Source organism: Mesobacillus campisalis (assembly GCF_000986785.1).
Lineage (GTDB): Bacteria > Bacillota > Bacilli > Bacillales > Cytobacillaceae > Mesobacillus_B > Mesobacillus_B campisalis.
Genome location: NZ_LAYY01000011.1, coordinates 82535 through 102050, shown reverse-complemented (window position 1 = coordinate 102050; position 19516 = coordinate 82535). Strand labels below are relative to the sequence as shown.

Below are 19516 nucleotides of genomic sequence, written 5' to 3'. Positions count from 1 at the left end.
AATGCTTTCTTATATATGATTAATACCCAATCCTACTGTTTCATGTTCCGCTCCTTTAACCGGAGCACCGATCGTGCCGTAAAAGGCTACGGCAATCCATTCCCCTTCGCCGCTTTCACTGTAGGGTGTTCCGCGGACAACGGAAAAGCGGAGACCAACAGTCCGGCTCATTTCGCCAATTGCCGGCTTTCCTCTTGTCAGCCCTTCGATCCCTTCCAGGATGGCATGATACAAGGCATGTGTCTCACGATATAGGCTGTCATGAATCAGCCCGTTCCGCTTGGCTGCCGTTTCCACCGCCGCAATCACCTTTTGCATGTTCATGCTGCCTACCTTCCCTTGGCAATATGAAACTTGGGCCAAATCAGGCTTAAACAGATTAAGTTCCTCTTCTGAAAGGGAGGCAAGAAGTATGGCCAGTTTCCCAATAGCTATTTTTTGCATGGCAACCTCTAAGTTTCTGAATTTTTCCTCTTGACTAATAACTTACCTATATTGTATTTCCTTCACTGGCACCATGTCAATAATTTTGGGAAATTTTAGTAAATTAGCATGGTAATAATCTAGCGGAGTAAAGGAATAAAAAAAACAAAAAACCGGACATTCAGAGGCATGTCCGGTTTTCGGATAAATTTAAAAAGTCAGTCCGCCGCCATCGACATGTATGATTCATTATCGAATCAGATGCCCGCTTAGCTTTTCCCTTATATCATCCGGGATTCTTTCCGGTTTTTGTTTGGAGAAGCTGAAATTTACATAAACGGCATTTCCTTTTGCGCACAACCTTCCTTCCTGATGGATTTCCTCATATACCTTCAGGCTTGTATTGCCAACCTCTTTAATCCATGTTTTAACAATCGCTTTTTTACCATAAAAAAGCTGATGGACAAAATCGACATCAAAATGAATGATAACCATCTTCCAATCATCGAAGCTTAAATCCGGGGTAAACAGCCTAAAGATTTCATCGCGCCCCGATTCAAACCAGACAGGAATCACCGTATTGTTGATATGGCCGGCACCATCCGTTTCGGAAACCCTGGGATCAATCACTTTTTCAAACATGCAGGCACCTCCTGAACATCCTTTTTCTTTATTATCAGAATTATCTCTCCACAAAGCAAGCTATAACTAAAAAGGCCATGATGCTGGATATCATGGCCCTTGCTTTACTCTCCCTGTTCCATTCTATCTGCCAGATTGAACAGAAGTGCATATATTAACCTATAAGCTTCATCAATGGTTAACTCTTCACTAAAGCCTTCGAGGCCGTTCAAGGCAAAGTTCAGATTCCAAATGCCTTCATTGGCATCAAACATTAAATCGAACTTTGCATCTTCTCCATTGATTTGGCTTTCAAGATAGCTATTGATTGCATTTCCATATTTTTTTGGAAATCTTAAACCCAGCATCACATCATAGGTGCCAAACACATCGTCCATTTCAAAGGAGACTGCATCAACGCCCACGATATCAAACCACTTTGTCTCAAGGTACATGAATTCATTCTTATTCTCTTTAAAATAGCGGATAGGCTGAGATAAAAATTCCGCAGATTCTTCCCCGAGGAAATTCTCTGTTTCTTTGTCTCCCCGTTCTATATAGGCTTCTTTGAACCGTTCTGAAGGATGCCTCTCAGCCACGCTCACCCCTTCTTTAAGAAGGCCGTTTTTTTCTGCATACTCCTTTTCTTCCCTGAAAAGCTGTATGGAAGCTGCATCTTCTTCCTTTTCAAGATATTTTTGGATTTCCTGTTTTAGCATCTGTTCTCACTCCTGACTATTTTTCTTATCTTCTTCCCCGTTTCGGTTTAGCGCCTGCTGTTTTGGATGGCCCTGGTTTCCTTTTGGCTGTATTGCGCTTAGCTTTGGTATTATCAGTTCTGTCGTTCCCCCTGTTACGGGTGGTCGCCTCTTTTTCTTCCCGCTTCGGCTGCACCGGACCATTCAAGGAAACTCGTTCCTGCCTGGCTTTTCCCCGCCGCTTATCATTAGACTGTTTACCAGAAACAGTGGAGGTGCTGCCGGGTCGGCGCTCCCTTTGCTTAGCGGGCTTTTTACCAGAAGAAGTCTTCTGGTCCTCTTTTCCCTCCATATTGCCGATATTTTTCTTCTCAATCCTAATATCCAAATCCTTTTCAATCTGGTCAAGCAACGGACGGTCTTTTGACGAATAAAGGGTGATGGCCAAGCCTTTCGTTCCCGCCCGGCCAGTCCTGCCAATCCGGTGGACGTAACTCTCTGAATCCAATGGGATGTCATAGTTAAAGACATGGGTGACTCCTTCGATATCAAGCCCCCTTGCCGCTACATCGGTAGCAACTAACAGCTGGATTTCGGCTTCCCGGAATTTTTTCATTACCTGCTCCCGCTTTGCCTGGGACAGGTCTCCGTGAAGTTCATCAACTAGCATGCCGTTTACTTTCAAGGCATCATACAGCTTGCTGACCCGCCTTTTCGTCCTGCAGAAAATCACCGCAAGAAAGGGCCGATGCGTTTCAATCAGCTGGACCAAGGTTCCCTGTTTCGCCCTGTCCACGGTATGAATAGCGATTTGCTTTACGGTCTCCGCCGGTCCCTGGGTCTTTTCCACCTGGATATACTGCGGATCTTTCATATGAGTTCGGGCAAGCTTCCTGATTTCAGCTGGCATCGTGGCTGAAAAAAGCATAGTCTGGCGGCTGCCTGGAGTTTCATGGATAATCTGCTCAACCTCATGAAGGAAGCCAATATGAAGCATTTGATCCGCTTCGTCAAGAACGAGGAATGAAGCATGTGATAAATCGACACTTTCCCTGCGGATATGATCCAGCAGCCTTCCCGGAGTTCCAACGACTATCTGCACATTTTTGTTTTTTAATTTATTCAGCTGTTTTGCCACATCCTGTCCGCCATAAACAGCGAGGACATGAACATCTTCCATGTCTGCAATAAGCTTTTCAACCTCGCCGGTTATTTGCAGCGCCAATTCCCTGGTGGGCGTGACAATCAGGGCTTGTATATGCGGGGAACCTCTATCAATTTTTTCCAGAATCGGCAAAACAAAGGCAAATGTTTTTCCAGTTCCAGTTTGTGCCTGTGCAATGACATCCTTGCCGTCCATTACAAATGGAATGGCCTTCTCCTGAATCGGCGTAGATTGGACAATCCCTTCTTCTCGCAGTTTGCCTGCCAAAGCTTCTGAAATGCCTAAAGATTTAAAATCACGCAATCCTATCCCTGCTTTCATTGGAGCAATTTTAGCTGCCCTCTCCTTATTTGCTTCTCACTTTATTATTCCCCATAAAAAAACAACGCGATCATCGATCACGCTGTTTTCGGGCACTAGAATCAATGCCTATGTACATGCGGACTTTTAGGTGAATCCTTAATCACGGATTCCATATGTAACGATCAAAAGATCACACCGCATCAACTATACCACCATTTAAAAGACCTCAGCAAGAAATAGGCTGTCTATCCAGACCAACCTTGTCAATTTTATCAATAAACATTTGGAAAACCTTTTTCTTTTCTTCCAAATCCTTGATTTCTTCCTTTAGCTGGTTGAATTTTTGTTCAAATGGAATGTGGTACAGCTCCCTAATGTCCCGGATGATTTCCTCATTGACTGTAGACTGGACAACTTGTTTCGTAATGCTGAATTTGTAGGAGTATACCTGCAACTCCTGTTTGACATGTTCATATTCCTGATCAATTTCATGGAGTAACAGGGAAATCTCTGCTTTCCATTCCTCAAGTGACTTTTTCACATGTTGTTCCATGGGTACGCTCCTTTATTAAAGTATCTTATGCAGTTTAAAGCATAGCTTATCCCCCATTCTACCAGCCAACCTTTGCAGTTTCTTTTCTTTAAAATTACAATCCTGCTACTTCCCTGGATCGATACCCTAAAAGATGCTTAAATCGTATTGCTCCGACATCAGTTCAAGCAGTTTCATGCCTCCGATGCTGTTCCCGATTTCATCCAGGGCCGGGCCGAAAATGCCTATGCCGAACCGGTTTGGGACAGAACCCATAATGCCTCCGGATACACCGCTTTTTGCCGGAATTCCTACCCTGATGGCAAACTCTCCCGATGCGTTGTACATGCCGCATGTGACCATAAACGTTTTGCACAAACGGGCTACCTCGACAGGGATCAGCTGTTTTTCGCGGACAGGATCACGCCCATCCATGGCGAAGATAAGACCCACACGTGACAAATCCAGGCAATCCATTTGAATCGCACATTGTTTGGTATACAAATCAAGAAGCTCTTCGACATCTTCATCAATAATTCCATCTTTTCTCATGTAGTAGCATAATGCACGATTGAGGTCGGCGGTCTGGTATTCGGAGCTGGCCACTTCCCCGTCGTAGCTGATTGCCCTGTCTCCGGCCAAAGCCCTTATAAAATCCAGAAGCCGCTGCAGCCGCTCCTCTACGGACTCTCCCTTGATAAGATGGGTGACTGCCAATGCACCCGCATTGATCATCGGGTTCAGCGGCTTGGCACTTTGGCTCGTTTCCAGTTTAATGATTGAGTTGAAAGGGTCGCCAGTTGGTTCATAGCCCACTTTGCTGAATACTTTTTCCTCTCCGCAATCCATCAGGGCGAGCGCCAAGGTCAACACCTTGGAAATGCTTTGCAGAGTGATGTTCTGTTCAATATCCCCTGCGGAAATGCATCTTCCGTTCGGGTAAAAAATCGCCGCCGAAAGATCCTCTGCATTCGCTTTTTGCAAGGCTGGAATATAATCAGCTACTTTCCCGTATTGCAGGACTTTTTTTGCCTCCTTAACAAGAGCGTTTAATTCATCATTGGTGGAACACGGCATGTTGCTTCCCCCGCCTTTCATAAAAAAAGTTAGCCTGACGCAGTTAACAGTACCCTAATTGCCTCTCATGCAATCCTAAACGGCCCATACCCGTATCATTGTTAGCGTCCCATTGGTCAAGGCCAAACATACATAAAAAAACGGTGCAATTTCGCACCGTTTCCTGCTTCGCTTTATTCAGATTTGAACCTGAAGCGGCCTGTTTTCCCGATGTTCCTTATGCCTGATGGTTGCTTGCGCAGCAGCGAGGCGGGCAATGGGTACCCTGTAAGGAGAGCAGCTTACGTAATCGAGTCCTGCCTGGTAGCAGAATTCAATCGAGCTTTTCTCGCCGCCATGTTCGCCGCAAATTCCGGTTTTTAATTCCGGTTTTGTCTGCCTTCCAAGCTTCACACCGGTTTCGACCAGTTTGCCGACTCCTTCACGGTCGAGAACCGCAAATGGATTTTCAGGGAGCACTTTATTTTCAATATAAGCCTGCAAAAATTTCCCTTCGGCGTCATCCCGGCTGTAGCCGAACGTCGTTTGAGTCAGGTCGTTTGTGCCGAAGGAGAAGAAATCCGCTTCTTCAGCAATTTGGTCGGCCGTAATCGCTGCCCGGGGAATCTCAATCATCGTACCAATGGTATAACTGAATTCCTTGCCTGTTTCCGTTTTGACCACATCAGCTGCTTCTTCCACCAGCTTTCTCATTTCCTTGAGTTCATTCACATGGCCGACAAGCGGAATCATGATTTCCGGGTTTACGGCAATTCCTTTATCCGCAAGCCCAGCTACTGCATAGAAAATCGCCTTTGCCTGCATTTCGTAAATTTCCGGGTGGATCATTCCCAGTCGGCAGCCGCGGTGGCCAAGCATCGGATTGAACTCATCCAGCTGGCGCACCTTTTTCAGCAGTTGCTCCTTTGCCCTCAGCTCAGGCGATCCCGGGTCTGTCAATTGCAGCCTGGCCGTCTCAACCAACAGTTCCTCTTTATCCGGCATGAATTCGTGAAGCGGCGGGTCGAGCAGGCGAATGGTTACTGGATAGCCTTGCATCGCTTCAAAAATGCCTTCAAAATCCTCCTGCTGCATCGGCAGGAGCTTAGCGAGGGCAGCCCGGCGCTCGTCAAACGTTTCAGCAAGGATCATTTCCTGAACAATCGGAACACGGGCTGCATCCATGAACATATGCTCTGTCCGGCACAGGCCAATTCCTTCTGCACCAAATTCGCGGGCTTTCAGGGAGTCTTCGGGATTGTCGGCATTCGTTCTTACCCCGAGCTCCCGAACTTCATCAGCCCAGCCCAGCAGCTCCTGGAATTCCTTTGAAAGCTCAGGCTCGATCATCGGGATTTCGCCAAGCATGATTTCCCCTGTTGCTCCGTCAATCGTGATGATTTCTCCCTCTTTAACGATGGTTTCTCCAACATAAAATTCCTTTGCCTTTACATCGATCTTCATGCTCTCACAGCCACAGATGCACGCTTTTCCCATCCCGCGTGCAACAACGGCGGCATGGCTGGTCATTCCGCCGCGGCTTGTAACAACCGCCTGGGCTGCAACGATACCGTGAATATCATCCGGTGTCGTTTCCGGTCTGACCAGGATGACTTTTCTTCCATCCTTGGTTAACGCCTCGGCTTCGTCTGCATCAAATACCACCTCTCCGGTAGCAGCGCCTGGTGAAGCCGGGAGCCCCTTGGCGAGCTGGGTCCGTTCAAACTGGTCGTCAATCCGCCGGTGAAGCAGTTGGTTCAGCTGGTCAGGATCAACCCGAAGAAGCGCTTCCTCTTTGCCGATGATTCCCTCCTTGACCATTTCGACCGCCACGCGGATCGCTGCCTGGGCAGTCCGTTTTCCGTTGCGGGTCTGAAGGATGAACAGCTTCCCTCGTTCGACAGTGAACTCGATGTCCTGCATATCCTTGTAATGCTGTTCAAGCCGGATGCAGGTGTCCGCAAACTCCTGGTACACTTCCGGCATCTCATTGCGCAGTGTTTGTATTGGCTGCGGTGTCCGGATTCCCGCGACCACATCCTCTCCCTGGGCATTGATCAGGTATTCGCCATATAAAAGGTGCTCCCCGGTAGATGGGTTGCGGGTAAAGGCGACACCTGTCCCGGAGTCGTTCCCCATATTTCCGAACACCATGCTTTGAATGTTGACAGCTGTGCCAAGATGGCCGGGGATTTTATTCAGCCTGCGGTAAACGATAGCCCGCTGGTTGTTCCAGGAATCGAAAACGGCATTGATGGACAGAAACAATTGTTCTTTTGGATCCTGCGGGAATTCTTTTCTGGTGTGCTTCTTGACAATCCGCTTATAGCCGGCAATCACTTCTTTCCAATCTTCTGCTGTAAGTTCCGGGTCGGTCGAATATCCTTTTTCTTCTCTTGTTTCCTCGAGAAGCTGCTCGAAAAAGAACGAGTCCACATCGAGGACGACATCGGAAAACATCTGAATGAAGCGCCTGTAGGAATCATAGGCAAACCGCGGATTACCAGTCAGCATTGCCATTCCTTCCACTGTTTCATCATTCATGCCCAGGTTCAGGATTGTATCCATCATACCCGGCATGGAGAAAACTGCTCCGGAACGTACAGAAACGAGAAGAGGGCGTTTGAGGTCACCCAGCTTTTTCCCTGTATTTTCTTCGAGGGTGGTCAATGCTTCAAGAACCTGCGCCTGGACTTCGGCCGGGATTTTCTTTTCCGCTTCGTAATAGGCATTGCAGGCTGCAGTTGAAATCGTGAAACCAAAAGGTACAGGGAGGCCGATCCTGGTCATTTCTGCGAGATTGGCACCCTTTCCGCCCAGAAGCTCTTTCATGTCACTTTTTCCCTCATTGAACATATACACAAATTTTGTCATTATGTATGGCTCCTCTCTTTTTTCAAAATGTCCAGGATCAGGCTGGCTGTTTCTTCAACTGCCTTGTTGGAAACATTGATGACCGGGCAGCCCACCCTCTTCATGATTTTTTCAGCATAATCCAGTTCTTCAAGAATCCGTTCAAAACTGGCGTAATTGGCTTGTGATGTGAGACCAAGGGCTTTTAGGCGTTCGCGGCGGATCTCATTCAGCTTATCTGGGGAAATGACGAGCCCGACACATTTATTGCGGGGAACATTGAAAAGTTCCTCAGGCGGCTTGACTTCCGGGACAAGCGGCACGTTCGCGACTTTGTATCTTTGATGAGCCAAATACATGGACAATGGGGTTTTGGATGTCCTTGATACCCCGATCAGCACAATGTCGGACCGGATAATTCCCCGTGGATCACGGCCATCATCATATTTAACAGCAAATTCAATTGCCTCGATTTTACGAAAATATTCGTCATCCAGCTTCCTCATTAAACCCGGCTGCTGGTTTGGAGCCTTTTCAAATTTTTGCTCAAACGCTTTCATCAGCGGCTGGAGAAGATCAATCGCAAGGATGCCTTCTTCGGCAGCCCGCCGGTCCAGGTAGCGTTTCAACTCGGGTACGACCAGCGTATAGGCGATAATGGACCGGTTGTTCTGTCTGGCCAATATAATCACATCTTCAATATCTTCGGCATCCTCCACATAGGAATTGCGGCGGATATCCACGCTGCCCCCGTTAAATTGGGTGGCAACGGCCTTAACGACAAATTCGGCTGTTTCGCCGACCGAGTCGGAAATCACATAAACTGCTTCCTTCTGCTTCAAAGACTGCTCACATCCTTTCAAGGTTAATAATCAAGGAGTTCAACGTATGCTCTGGTAATGGTCGTTTTTGTAATTCTTCCGATAACTTCATAAAGCTGGTTTTCCTGGTCCACCTCCCGGACTACCGGCAAGGAGTCGATATGGTTTTGGATCAGCTTTTTTCCTGCTTCCAGCAGAGTTTCATCAGGACTGACCGTAATCACATTGGGCATCCTCGTCATTATGACGCTGACCGGAAGTTCCTCAAGATTGCTGTTGCCAATAGCGGCCCGCAGCAGGTCTTTCCTGGAAATGACTCCAGCCAATTGCCCATTCTTGTCCACTGCATAAAGAGTTCCTACATCTTCAAGGAAAATTTGCACAATTGCATCGTAGACGGAAGCCGATTTGGGTACGACAATTGGGTGGGCCTTGTAATCTCCCACAAGCTGGCTTGCCAGACTGGCCGCATCCTGCTTGAAAGCGCTTTGGGGGTTGATGAAATAGCCCACCCTGGGTTTTGCCTCAAGATTTCCGGCCATCGTCAAAATGGCGAGATCCGGACGTAAAGTTGCTCTTGTTAATGAGAGCCTGTCGGCTATCTGCTTTCCCGTAATGGGTCCATCTTCTCTCACGATATGCAGGATTTCCTCCTGTCGCTTTGATAGTTTAATTGAATTCACCGCCCCTCAGCAGCCCAATAGGATATAATAATAGAGATTGATAAATCTAATTGTGTTATGCTTATTTATATATAGTATATTACATTTAAACATATATCGGCACAAGTAATTTTTTATTTTTGTGGCAAAATTGCTAACATTTGTATTGAAAATGAGTTACATCCGGGCGTTTTTTCAGTAAGTAATCCTTAATTTGTGCAAAAAAGATGCAGTCCAATTCGCAAATGAATTGGACTGCATCTTTTTGTGATTATGAAGGTTTTACAATAATGAATGGCATTTCATAAGCGGAGAAAATCCGGTTAATGTATGTACCAGGGGCTTAAAAAGCCTAAATTAGCGGAGAAATTCCGTCTAACTTCTCTTTTTAGAGCTAAATCTATGGATTTTATTAAGATAAACGGAAAAACCTCCCTTATATTGCAGGAAATATGGCCATTTCCAAATATAACTGGAAATTTTCCGTTTATTACTCAAACCCAGTATGGAACTTCCTTAATGTTAATACAATCCCCTCTCGGTTACGTTTTCTGCCTTTCAACTGCATTTCGAACCACAACTCTTTATAAATGAGTAACCGCAGTTATTAAAAGCTTCTTAGAATCATAATATATTGCTTTCATCACAACTCCAGTTCAAGCAAGATCGGACAGTGGTCGCTGCCCATGATATGCGCATCGATTTCCGCTTTTTTTATCGAGGATGCCAGCTGGTTTGAAACAATGAAATAGTCAATCCGCCATCCGATATTCCGCTCACGGACCTTGTTCATATAGCTCCACCACGTATAGGCGCCTTCCTTGTCTGGATGCAAATGCCTGAAGGAATCGACAAAGCCGCTATCCAGCAGCTCAGCCATTTTCCCGCGTTCTTCATCCGTAAAACCTGAGTTCCCTTTGTTGGATTTCGGATTTCTAAGATCAATGGAACAGAAGGCAACATTCAAATCCCCGCATAATATGACGGGCTTGGCCTCATCCAGTTCAAGCAGGTACTCCCTCAGCCTGTCTTCCCATGCAAGCCTGAACGGCAGTCTCGCGAGGTCCCGCTGCGCATTGGGACTGTACACATTGACAAGGTAAAAGCCTTCAAACTCCACCGTAATCGCGCGGCCTTCCGAGTCATATTCCTCCATATCAATCCCGTACTTAACTGAGAGAGGTTCAACCCTGGTAAAAACCGCTGTTCCAGAGTACCCCTTTTTCACCGCATAATGCCAATAATCCTGATAGCCCTCACCAAGCTCCAATTGGATCTGACCTTCCTGAAGCTTTGTTTCCTGCACGCAGAAAACATCTGCATCCACTTCCTTGAAATAATCCAAAAAACCTTTATTGCAGCAGGCTCTAAGCCCATTTACATTCCAGGATACCAGTTTCATTCTTCTTCCCCTTTTAATGAAATAAAGGGAACAGCCAAATGGCCGTCCCCTTTGCATTATAATACAGAAACAAACTGCAGCTAAGCAACTTGCCTTACCCAGTTTTTACTGTTCAAGGCTTCTGGCCAGATTGGCCATTTCAATGGCTGATGCAGCCGCTTCATAGCCCTTGTTGCCTGCTTTCGTGCCGGCTCTTTCAATCGCCTGTTCAATGGAATCGGTTGTAAGCACTCCGAAAATGACCGGAATGCCGCTGTTCAGCGCTACAGCTGAAACCCCTTTTGCCACTTCGTTGCATACATAGTCAAAATGTGGTGTCGATCCGCGGATGACTGTACCAAGCGTGATGACGGCATCATACTTGCCGCTGTTCGCTAGCTTTTGTGCGATCAGCGGGATTTCAAAAGCTCCAGGAACCCAGGCTACATCCACATCCTCTTCAAGAACGCCATGCCTTCTGAACGCATCCTGTGCGCCGCTCAAGAGCTTGCCAGTAATGAATTCATTAAAACGGCCCACAACGATGCCGACTTTCAGTCCAGATCCAACCAGATTTCCTTCAAATATTTTTCCCATTTTGCATCCTCCTAAAATCAAATATGAAGCATATGTCCAAGCTTCGATTTTTTTGTTTTTAAATAGTGTTCATTTTCTTTTTTTGTTTCCATTTGAAGCGGGACACGTTCCGTCACTTCAAGGCCATAGCCGCCCAGGCCGCTGATCTTCCTTGGGTTGTTTGTCAGCAGCTTCATCTGTCTGATGCCAAGATCCCTGAGGATTTGGGCGCCAATGCCATAGTCGCGAAGGTCGGGACCAAACCCGAGTTTCTCGTTCGCCTCAACGGTATCCAATCCATCTTCCTGCAGCTTGTATGCCCTCATCTTATTGATAAGGCCAATTCCTCGCCCTTCCTGCCGCATGTACAGGAGAACGCCCCTGCCAGCTTCGTTGATCTGGGTCAGGGCAGCGTGCAGCTGGGGTCCGCAGTCACAGCGGAAGGACCCAAAAATATCGCCTGTCAGACATTCCGAGTGTACCCTGACTAGTACCGGTTCTTCGGTGGATATATCTCCTTTCACCAAGGCGACATGTTCCTTGCCGTCGACGACATTGGTATAGCCGACAGCCCTGAAGTCTCCGAATTCCGTTGGCAGGTCAATCTCCACTTCTTTTTGGACCAGCTTTTCCTCTTTGTTGCGATACTTGATAAGATCCTTGATGGTGGTCATTTTAAGGCCGAACTTGTCCGCAATGGCGCGAAGCTGCGGAACACGGGCCATTGACCCATCTTCATTCATGATTTCACAAATTACGCCTGCCGGTGCGGAACCAGCCAGTTTTGCCAGGTCTACAGCTGCTTCTGTATGCCCTGCTCTTCTAAGTACTCCGCCTTTTTTGGCAATCAGCGGAAAAATATGCCCCGGCCGTTTGAAATCGGCAGGCTTGGAATCGGGATTGATTAATTCCTGAACCGTCCTGCTTCTTTCATGAGCAGAGATTCCCGTAGTGGAGCTTTTATGATCCACGCTTATGGTGAATGCTGTTCCGTGGGGATCGGTATTTTGATAGGTCATCTGATTCAGTTCCAGCTTCTTTGCCAGTTCTTCCTCAATCGGTACGCAAACCAGCCCCCGGCCATGCGTCACCATGAAGTTGATGGTTTCAGGAGTCGTTTTTTCGGCCAAGGCGATAAAATCCCCTTCATTTTCCCTGTCTTCATCATCACAGACAATCACGATTTTTCCATTTTTCAAATCTTCGATGGCCTCTTCAACTTTGTCAAACATCTGCTTCCCTCCCTATACGAATCCGTTCTCTTCCAAAAAGCTCTTTGTAATATCCTGCTTTTTCCCGCCGACACCGGTATTCCTTAAATAATGTCCCACATATTTGCCAATCATATCACATTCAATGTTCACCTGGTCCCCGGCTTCCTTTTGGCCAATAATGGTTTCAGCCATTGTATGGGGAATCAATGAAATGGTAAAGGTATTCTCTGTCACTCCGAAAATCGTCAGGCTTGTCCCATCGACGGTAACTGATCCTTTCATGATCATCCCCGAAGCCAGGTCCTCACTCACTTGAATCTCATAGTAAACCGCATTTTCCAGCCGCTCTTTCCGGACAATCGTTCCGATTCCATCCACATGACCTGAAACAAAATGCCCGCCAAAACGGCCCCCTGCTGCCATGGCCCGCTCCAGATTCACCTTGGAGCCAGGCTTTAGTTCCCTTATATTGGTTGCTTTAACCGTTTCAGGCATGACATCAACAGAAAATCTTCCAGTTGTAAAATCAGTAACCGTCAGGCAGACGCCATTGATGGAAATGCTGTCGCCCAGGTTTACATCCTTTAGGATTTTTTCGGCATGGATGGAGATTTCAAACATCGGCCCTGTCCGGCGGATTCCGGCAATGGTCCCTATTTCTTCAATTATTCCAGTAAACATGGCTTCAACTCCTTTTCGGTACGGCAACAATTCGAATATCCTTGCCAACCATGGTTACTTCTTCAATTTCCAGCGACACGGCATCACTGATCTGTTTCAGTCCTTCTCCGCCAAAAACAGATGGGGCCAGCTTCCCGCCAATGAGCTTCGGAGCAATATAGGTGATCACCTGCTGAAAGGTACCTGCTGAAAGAAAGCTTCCATGCACCTCTGCCCCGCCTTCCACAAGAATGGAAGTGATTCTTTTTTTGCCTAGTATCTGCAGCATTTCGGGAATATCCAGCACTTCGCTGTCCAGCTGAACCACCTGTACACCTGCCGCTTCCAGGTCGGCCATTTTTTGAGGGTCCGCCCTCCGGGTGGTCATCACCCAGGTCGGTGCCTCTCCGTCCATCACTACATGGGAATCAAGCGGGATGCGAAGAGTAGAATCGAGGATGATCCGGACGGGATTTTTGCCTCCGCCAGGCAGCCTGGTTGTCAGGCTTGGATTGTCCATGATTACCGTATTGACTCCCGCCAAAATGGCATCGTGCTGATGGCGGAGCACATGGACATCGCGCCGGGCTTCCTCCCCGGTAATCCATTTGCTTTCCCCTGTTACCGTCGCTGTTTTCCCGTCCAGGCTGGAAGCCGACTTCAAAGTTACAAAGGGCAAGCCGCTTTCGATAAAATGGAAAAAGATTGAGTTCATCCTTCGGGCTTCCTCTTCAAGAACTCCTGTTTCTACCTCGATTCCGGCATCTTTCAGCCTGCCGATGCCCCGTCCGGCTACAAGCGGATTGGTGTCGGTTGAGGCGACCACAACTCTTTCAATGCCTGAAGCAATAATAAGGTCGGCGCATGGGGGGGTCTTCCCATGATGGCTGCATGGCTCGAGAGTCACGTAAATCGTGGCTCCTTTTGCCTTTTCACCCGCCATTCTAATCGCATGGACTTCGGCATGTGGTTCGCCAGCCCTGAGATGGGCCCCCATCCCGATAATCTCATTATCCTTCACTACAACCGCTCCAACCAATGGGTTTGGAGAGGTCTGGCCCTCCGCACTCCTGGCCAGTTCAATCGCCAGCTTCATGTATTCCTGATCGCTCATCCAAAAGTCTCCTTCCAACTACGGGCTTTTTCACCTGTTTCAACTAAAAAAGGACCCAAAAACATCATACCGATGCTTTGGGGTCCTTAAAATGGCAATAGGAAATTAAGGGTAACAAATGGGCACACTTGTCCCAATAAAAACCCTGTTTTGAAAAATTTTTTCCTTCTCCCATCCAGACTTTTACTGTCGGCCCTGGAGTTTCACCAGATCCACCGCTTAACGTAAGTTAACCGGGTCACGGACTAAGAAGCACTCGCTCACTTCATCACCGCCGGTTGGGAATTGCACCCGACCCCGAAGGAATATTATATTTAAATCTTATTATATGCATAAACCATCATAATTGAAAAGGAAAAAGTCCTTAAAATTTAAAAAAGAGAGAAAACGCCTCTCTCTTTTAAAAGTTATTTAACCACCTGTATAGCATTACGAATGTAGGCCCAGTTTTGCGGGGCAGGAAGGCTAAGCTGCCAAAAGGTCGTTCCCGCTAACCCGTATATGTCGATCAGCCTGAACTTTGCAATAGTGGTTCTGATATCCTCGAACCAAACGACATGTTCCTGATTATTCTGCCGGTAGCGGAAATGAGGGGATTGAGACCGTAAATCAAACTGGATTGGACGCCAATTGGAAATAGCGAGATTTTGGGAAGCGAGCAAAGACCTTGCCAAAGTAAGATTTCCTGGAATGACCTTGTCATATCCATAAAGCGGCATGGCAATTTGCAGCTTTTTAGGCGGGATTTGTCCCACTGCATAAGCAATCACCTGTTCCACCCACCACAAAGGGGAAATTGGGTCAGGAGGTCCGCCGGGATAACCATAATCAATCGTCATCACGGCTACAATATCGGCTATGGATGCTATGCCGCGATAATCATATGCACCAATGATGGGATTAGCGGGGATGTCTTCTGTCTTGGCGTGAACATTGACATGGAGAATTAGGCTGCCAAGAGCCTGCTTTAATTCGGTAAGGAAAAATAGAAAGTCGTTTCGCTGGGCCGGGGGTATAAATTCAAAATCGATACTCACACCGCTGTAGCCCCGCTCACGGGTCAAATTGGACAGGCTTGATACAAGGTTCCTTCTGAGTGCAGGATTGGACAATACCCTTCCCGCCAGCCCAGCGCTGAACTCGTTTGCAGTCAGGTTGCGGATCATGAGCAGCGGCTTGACATTCAGCTGCAGGCTTCGCACAACAATTTCCCTGTCTTCCAGCTGGACATAGACGTATCCTTCCTCAGTAAAAGAATAGGCCGCTACAGCCAGGTAAGTCAGATCGGGGGCAAGCGATGGCAGCTGCGACAGAAAGGACTGTGCTGAATATGGAACAATGAATCCGAGCGTTTCCATTTCCAGCTTAAGGGGAGAAGGTATTTCAATAATCTGGCCAACCCTTAGTTCGCCAGGCTTCAATCCGGGGTTGGCTGTGGCAATTCCACTGATGCTGGTATTGTATTCGACTGCCAGCTTCCAGTATGTATCGCCGGGGCGGACTCGATGAACCCGCTGGTACATCTGCTGGGGCTGAGGGATGAAGAGAGCCAGCCCGGGAACGAGCGAATTAGCAGAAGGCAGGCCGTTTACTGAGACGATTTCCCGGATGGATATACCGTACATGCGCGAAATGGCCCATAGGGATTCCCCGCTTTTCACCACATGGACAGCCATCACAGCCCTCCTTTTCCGTCTTTTATTAACTAGTTTATGGCCACAAAGCCTTAATATGCTAACAGCTGTTTACCTTCTTCTCCTGCCGGCGCTGCGCTCCTGGCTCCTTCCCCGGCTGGATCTCCGATGGTAACAGGCATCACAAATGGGAAACCTTGCATTCTCTGGCAGCTTTTTGCCGCATTTCTTGCATTTATTTTGATAATTCTCTACCTCATCTTTTAAATGATCATGCACTTCATCGCTAATTTCATCCCTGAGCCTCTCCCAGTAAACAGCTTCAGTCCGCTTGCCCAAACGGTACAGGAATAACAGGTGCAGCCCGATCGCTTTATAGCTCAACTCGGAATCTTCCAGCCCTTTCTTTTTAATGACCGGGTCAGGCAGTTCCCTTCCGTCTGCTATTGCCATCATCGTTTCCAGCCACTGGCGGACAAGAAGGTGCTCCTTCGCCGCGAAAGGAAGATGCAAAAATCCATATAAGTCCATCATCGAAAATCGTACTTCAATCGGAGTGCCTTTTATTAATTCATACAGCTCCCGCTCTTCGGAGAGAGAGGCCTTTTTGGTCCCTTTCGGCGGTTCAAACCTCTCCCAAAGCTCAAAGAAAACGCCCAGGTCACGGTAATGATGCCCAAACCGCTCAAACACGGCGGCAGTCGGGGCAATTGCAAAAGTCTGTACAGGCTCGTCCACTTTTTCAAGCAGCCTGCTCATCCGCTTAATATCCGACGAGAACGCTACCTTGCCAACATTGTATATCCCTTTCCTTCCTGCACGGCCTGCAATTTGCTTCACTTCCTGTGAAGTCAGCGTCCTTCTCCTCGTCCCGTCAAACTTCTCTGTTTCCAAAAAAACAATCCTTCGAATTGGCAGGTTCAATCCCATTCCAATTGCATCTGTCGCAACAACCACTGTAGTCTTGCCGCTGTTGAACATTTCAATCTGTTTTTTTCTAGTCTCTGGCGGCATGCTGCCGTAAATCATGCTGACAGAATGCCCGCTGCGCTGAAGCTTCGCCGCCGTTTCCAGAACGCGTTTGCGGGAGAAGCAGATGAGCGCATCCCCTTTTTTGGTTTGTTTAAGTTCAAACTCTTTCTGTTCTACTTCCAGCGGTACGTCCCGGCTGTATTCATGCAGTTCAATTTCAGTGCCTTCGAGCAGGTTGAACAGCATTTGTTTGATATTGTAGCTTCCAATGATATGCACTTCCCTGGCATTTGCCTTGGTGATGGCCCGATACCATGAAAATCCGCGGTCCTTGTCGGCAATCATTTGCGCTTCGTCGATTACAATCACGTCATGGAAATCCTTCTCATGAAACATCTCCACTGTACTTGAGACATGCTTGGCACCTGCAACCGGCTTTTCTTCCTCACCCGTTTTAAGGGAGCAGGGAACTCCTTCCTCGTTTAGCTTGTCGTAAACTTCAAGGGCGAGGAGTCTCAAAGGCGCAAGATACAGCCCGCTTTCTGCCTGCTTCATGCTTTCAAGAGCCCTGTGCGTCTTACCGGTATTGGTTTCGCCAATATGCAGGACATAACGCACCCGCGAGCCTACTGAGGGGATGTAGGCCGTGCCAAATATATCTTCCATGACCCTGGCTTCTTCTCCCCTTTTCCTTTCAGCCTCAGCCTCCTCCTCTGCTTTTCTCCGGGCACGCTCTGCTTTATTGCGTTCAAATATTTGCTGGTGCAGCTTCTCCTCGAAGGGCAGCTCTGCAAGCTGCAATAAATCTTCCAGGTATTCCCCAGCTAATTCCAAAGTCATATCTTCTGCCAACTCATAGCATTCCGAATCAATCAGTCTGAAAAGGTTTTCCGGATTCAAATCCTGGTTATAAAGTTTTTTATATTCTTCCTTGAATTCAAGCGGAATATCTCCGGCCAATTTTTCAGGAATCATCACACTTACAAATTCCAGAACTCCATTCTCATAATGCTCGTAATACGTTTCATATCCAAAAGAGCGGCTGCTCCAATCCGACGAAATCCCGCCTGTCAGCTCCTCAAAAAAATCTCCTGCTGTCACATAATCCCGCGTTTCAAAGTTTCCATCCTCCACAAGGGCCTCTTCCAGCCTGTAAGCTTCCACATAGGCATATCGCTGGTTGTGGACAAAATCATGCTTAATCTGTCTGGCAGCATAATGCCTCGCATGCAGGTAAAATAAATCAAAGTTCTCCTCTGTATGACGGCGCGTCCAATCGGCCAGCCTTCCTGTGAACTCAGAGCGCTCCTTATCGAGTTTGGCCTTCTCCTGGCGCAAAAAGAACTTTTGCCTTGCTGCTTCATAACGCTGCTCCCATTCCTCCTCCTTGCCTGTAAACCTTTGTTCCAGCCAGGAAGCAGCATTAAAAACCATCATCGACCGGATTTCCTCCCGAAAAAGCTTATTAATGATTTTTTTATCTACTCCATCTGTCACAAAGCCTTTTTCGTTCAGTAATTGCTTTTTCTCTTTTTTGGGCACATCGTTGGACGCTTTATTAAGCCATATATTGATCCAAATCTGATCAATGAAAGCTTTTCTTTCTTCCATATAATCATGAAAGGACGGCACAGCATCCTGCCTTTCCATGAACGCATCTAAATCTTCGATTAATTTTTGTTTGGTTTGTTCAATGGCGGCAGGGTAGACCTGTTCCAGTTTGCTCATCTGCGTGTCCCCTTTCTCCGTTTCTTTCTATTATATGTAAAAAGCCTGTCCGCATAAGGACAGGCCAAAACTTTTCATTCCATATGCCCAGGAGCGGTGTCCTGCACCATACATTTTGCTTACCTTATATAGGCAATGATGCCTTCTTCATCGTCGAGAACCAGCTCGATTCCGGAAAAAGGGTCTCTGCCCAGTTCCTGATCAAGCCACATTCTAAGGGCTTCGATCATATTTTGTTTAACCAGGATTTGCTGCCTTCCATTCACAAAGGTTTCTGCCGAAAAGCCATAATCGTCATCATACATGAGTTCAACTGTTACCTCGTCTGGTGCGATTTGCTTTTTATCTGCTATATAAATGCATATGGCGTTCACAATATCCTGTTCGTCAATTTTTAGCGACGCCACTGATCTTCATCCCTTCTCATGTTCCTTCTAATCGAAGAGATCACTTTGCTAATCAGCATGAATACCACAAGGATCGCCAGGATATTGACCATCATTCCGAAAATTGGCCCAAGTCCTCCCATTCCAGCCAAAAGCCCGCCGAATAATAGTCCAGCAAGCCCGCCATACATGATTCCTCTCATCAAACCGCCATTATTGGCTGTATTGGCCCGGTTAGTAGTGTTAGTGTTGGTGTTTCGATTGACGGTGTCATTTTGACGGTCTTGATTGGTTGTCCGGTTGTTATTGAAGTTTTTCGAACCGGAACGATATTTTTTCGCACTTACCTCCGTTTGCTGCAGGTCTTGGAAAACATAGTTCCCTGCTGGCGAAAACATGATCATGATAGCTACGAAAGCAGACAATAATTTTTTGAGCATCGTATTCCTCCCAAATCTAATTTCTCTTAACATTTACTATACGTATGGATGGGAAATTGGTTTCAAATATTTTATAGAAAAAACATTTTTTATTCTTTAACTAAAATACCCCAAAAAATGCAATTTGAACATTCTGCTTTTGACATTTTTTGTTTTCATAATTTAGTCACATTTAGAGCCAAGAGATAGAAATTTTCATGTTAAAATCATTCTAAACAGGTAAATCTGTGATTTATATCACACTTTCCCAAAAAGTACCTTCGTTCAAAGGCATAAA

18 protein-coding genes and 1 riboswitch are annotated in these 19516 nt (G+C 46.9%); all 18 genes read right to left on the bottom strand.

Annotated features, from left to right (window positions below; all coding sequences use genetic code 11):
- Positions 1 to 9: 9 nt before the first annotated feature.
- The gene (hutP, locus tag WQ57_RS11860; RefSeq protein WP_046523988.1) at positions 10 to 444 is read right to left on the bottom strand and encodes a hut operon transcriptional regulator HutP; all 435 of its coding nucleotides are present in this window, start codon (positions 442 to 444) and stop codon (positions 10 to 12) included.
- A gap of 228 nt (positions 445 to 672) precedes the next feature.
- On the bottom strand, positions 673 to 1065 hold the full coding sequence (locus tag WQ57_RS11855) for an acyl-CoA thioesterase (protein WP_046523987.1): 393 nt from the start codon (positions 1063 to 1065) through the stop codon (positions 673 to 675).
- A gap of 104 nt (positions 1066 to 1169) precedes the next feature.
- Positions 1170 to 1763: a branched chain amino acid aminotransferase gene (locus WQ57_RS11850; protein WP_046523986.1), complete on the bottom strand. Its 594-nt coding sequence runs from the start codon at positions 1761 to 1763 to the stop codon at positions 1170 to 1172.
- A gap of 25 nt (positions 1764 to 1788) precedes the next feature.
- Positions 1789 to 3228: a DEAD/DEAH box helicase gene (locus WQ57_RS11845; RefSeq protein ID WP_046523985.1), complete on the bottom strand. Its 1440-nt coding sequence runs from the start codon at positions 3226 to 3228 to the stop codon at positions 1789 to 1791.
- 208 nt (positions 3229 to 3436) lie between these two features.
- Positions 3437 to 3763 carry a hypothetical protein gene (locus WQ57_RS11840; RefSeq protein WP_046523984.1) on the bottom strand — a complete coding sequence of 109 codons (327 nt, stop codon included), beginning with the start codon at positions 3761 to 3763 and terminating at the stop codon, positions 3437 to 3439.
- 126 nt (positions 3764 to 3889) lie between these two features.
- Positions 3890 to 4819, bottom strand: a complete 930-nt coding sequence (glsA, locus tag WQ57_RS11835) for a glutaminase A (protein WP_046523983.1) — start codon at positions 4817 to 4819, stop codon at positions 3890 to 3892.
- Positions 4820 to 4996: 177 nt separating this feature from the next.
- Positions 4997 to 7672 (bottom strand): pyruvate, phosphate dikinase, encoded by a 2676-nt coding sequence (gene ppdK / locus WQ57_RS11830; RefSeq protein WP_046523982.1) that lies wholly within the window; start codon positions 7670 to 7672, stop codon positions 4997 to 4999.
- Positions 7672 to 8493, bottom strand: coding sequence for a pyruvate, water dikinase regulatory protein (locus tag WQ57_RS11825; protein WP_046523981.1), 822 nt, complete (start codon positions 8491 to 8493; stop codon positions 7672 to 7674). Before WQ57_RS11825 ends, ppdK begins: the two co-directional genes overlap by 1 nt.
- Positions 8494 to 8516: 23 nt before the next feature.
- Positions 8517 to 9155 carry a transcriptional regulator CcpN gene (gene ccpN / locus WQ57_RS11820; protein WP_046523980.1) on the bottom strand — a complete coding sequence of 213 codons (639 nt, stop codon included), beginning with the start codon at positions 9153 to 9155 and terminating at the stop codon, positions 8517 to 8519.
- A 622-nt stretch (positions 9156 to 9777) separates the two neighbouring features.
- A complete protein-coding gene (locus WQ57_RS11815) occupies positions 9778 to 10536 on the bottom strand; it encodes an exodeoxyribonuclease III (RefSeq protein ID WP_046523979.1) in 759 nt (252 codons plus the stop codon).
- A 105-nt stretch (positions 10537 to 10641) separates the two neighbouring features.
- Positions 10642 to 11112, bottom strand: coding sequence for a 6,7-dimethyl-8-ribityllumazine synthase (ribH, locus tag WQ57_RS11810; RefSeq protein WP_046523978.1), 471 nt, complete (start codon positions 11110 to 11112; stop codon positions 10642 to 10644).
- A gap of 17 nt (positions 11113 to 11129) precedes the next feature.
- Positions 11130 to 12323 carry a bifunctional 3,4-dihydroxy-2-butanone-4-phosphate synthase/GTP cyclohydrolase II gene (locus WQ57_RS11805; protein WP_046523977.1) on the bottom strand — a complete coding sequence of 398 codons (1194 nt, stop codon included), beginning with the start codon at positions 12321 to 12323 and terminating at the stop codon, positions 11130 to 11132.
- Between the two features lie 12 nt (positions 12324 to 12335).
- Positions 12336 to 12986, bottom strand: a complete 651-nt coding sequence (gene ribE, locus WQ57_RS11800) for a riboflavin synthase (RefSeq protein ID WP_046523976.1) — start codon at positions 12984 to 12986, stop codon at positions 12336 to 12338.
- 4 nt (positions 12987 to 12990) lie between these two features.
- Entirely contained in the window at positions 12991 to 14079 is a 1089-nt protein-coding gene (gene ribD / locus WQ57_RS11795) for a bifunctional diaminohydroxyphosphoribosylaminopyrimidine deaminase/5-amino-6-(5-phosphoribosylamino)uracil reductase RibD (protein WP_046523975.1), read from the bottom strand.
- A gap of 159 nt (positions 14080 to 14238) precedes the next feature.
- Positions 14239 to 14388: riboswitch (FMN riboswitch) on the bottom strand.
- Between the two features lie 98 nt (positions 14389 to 14486).
- Complete coding sequence (locus WQ57_RS11790) at positions 14487 to 15755, bottom strand: LysM peptidoglycan-binding domain-containing protein (protein WP_046523974.1); 1269 nt, start codon at positions 15753 to 15755, stop codon at positions 14487 to 14489.
- A gap of 69 nt (positions 15756 to 15824) precedes the next feature.
- Positions 15825 to 18413, bottom strand: a complete 2589-nt coding sequence (locus WQ57_RS11785) for a DEAD/DEAH box helicase (protein ID WP_046523973.1) — start codon at positions 18411 to 18413, stop codon at positions 15825 to 15827.
- Between the two features lie 119 nt (positions 18414 to 18532).
- A complete protein-coding gene (locus WQ57_RS11780) occupies positions 18533 to 18820 on the bottom strand; it encodes a YxcD family protein (protein WP_046523972.1) in 288 nt (95 codons plus the stop codon).
- Entirely contained in the window at positions 18808 to 19239 is a 432-nt protein-coding gene (locus WQ57_RS11775) for a hypothetical protein (RefSeq protein ID WP_046523971.1), read from the bottom strand. Before WQ57_RS11775 ends, WQ57_RS11780 begins: the two co-directional genes overlap by 13 nt.
- Positions 19240 to 19516 lie beyond the last annotated feature (277 nt).

Coding starts and splice junctions, on each gene's coding strand:
- hutP (WP_046523988.1), bottom strand. CDS start 444: ATGCAAAAAATAGCTATTGGGAAACTGGCCATACTTCTTGCCTCCCTT.
- WQ57_RS11855 (WP_046523987.1), bottom strand. CDS start 1,065: ATGTTTGAAAAAGTGATTGATCCCAGGGTTTCCGAAACGGATGGTGCC.
- WQ57_RS11850 (WP_046523986.1), bottom strand. CDS start 1,763: ATGCTAAAACAGGAAATCCAAAAATATCTTGAAAAGGAAGAAGATGCA.
- WQ57_RS11845 (WP_046523985.1), bottom strand. CDS start 3,228: ATGAAAGCAGGGATAGGATTGCGTGATTTTAAATCTTTAGGCATTTCA.
- WQ57_RS11840 (WP_046523984.1), bottom strand. CDS start 3,763: ATGGAACAACATGTGAAAAAGTCACTTGAGGAATGGAAAGCAGAGATT.
- glsA (WP_046523983.1), bottom strand. CDS start 4,819: ATGCCGTGTTCCACCAATGATGAATTAAACGCTCTTGTTAAGGAGGCA.
- ppdK (WP_046523982.1), bottom strand. CDS start 7,672: ATGACAAAATTTGTGTATATGTTCAATGAGGGAAAAAGTGACATGAAA.
- WQ57_RS11815 (WP_046523979.1), bottom strand. CDS start 10,536: ATGAAACTGGTATCCTGGAATGTAAATGGGCTTAGAGCCTGCTGCAAT.
- ribH (WP_046523978.1), bottom strand. CDS start 11,112: ATGGGAAAAATATTTGAAGGAAATCTGGTTGGATCTGGACTGAAAGTC.
- WQ57_RS11805 (WP_046523977.1), bottom strand. CDS start 12,323: ATGTTTGACAAAGTTGAAGAGGCCATCGAAGATTTGAAAAATGGAAAA.
- ribE (WP_046523976.1), bottom strand. CDS start 12,986: ATGTTTACTGGAATAATTGAAGAAATAGGGACCATTGCCGGAATCCGC.
- ribD (WP_046523975.1), bottom strand. CDS start 14,079: ATGAGCGATCAGGAATACATGAAGCTGGCGATTGAACTGGCCAGGAGT.
- WQ57_RS11790 (WP_046523974.1), bottom strand. CDS start 15,755: ATGGCTGTCCATGTGGTGAAAAGCGGGGAATCCCTATGGGCCATTTCG.
- WQ57_RS11785 (WP_046523973.1), bottom strand. CDS start 18,413: ATGAGCAAACTGGAACAGGTCTACCCTGCCGCCATTGAACAAACCAAA.
- WQ57_RS11775 (WP_046523971.1), bottom strand. CDS start 19,239: ATGCTCAAAAAATTATTGTCTGCTTTCGTAGCTATCATGATCATGTTT.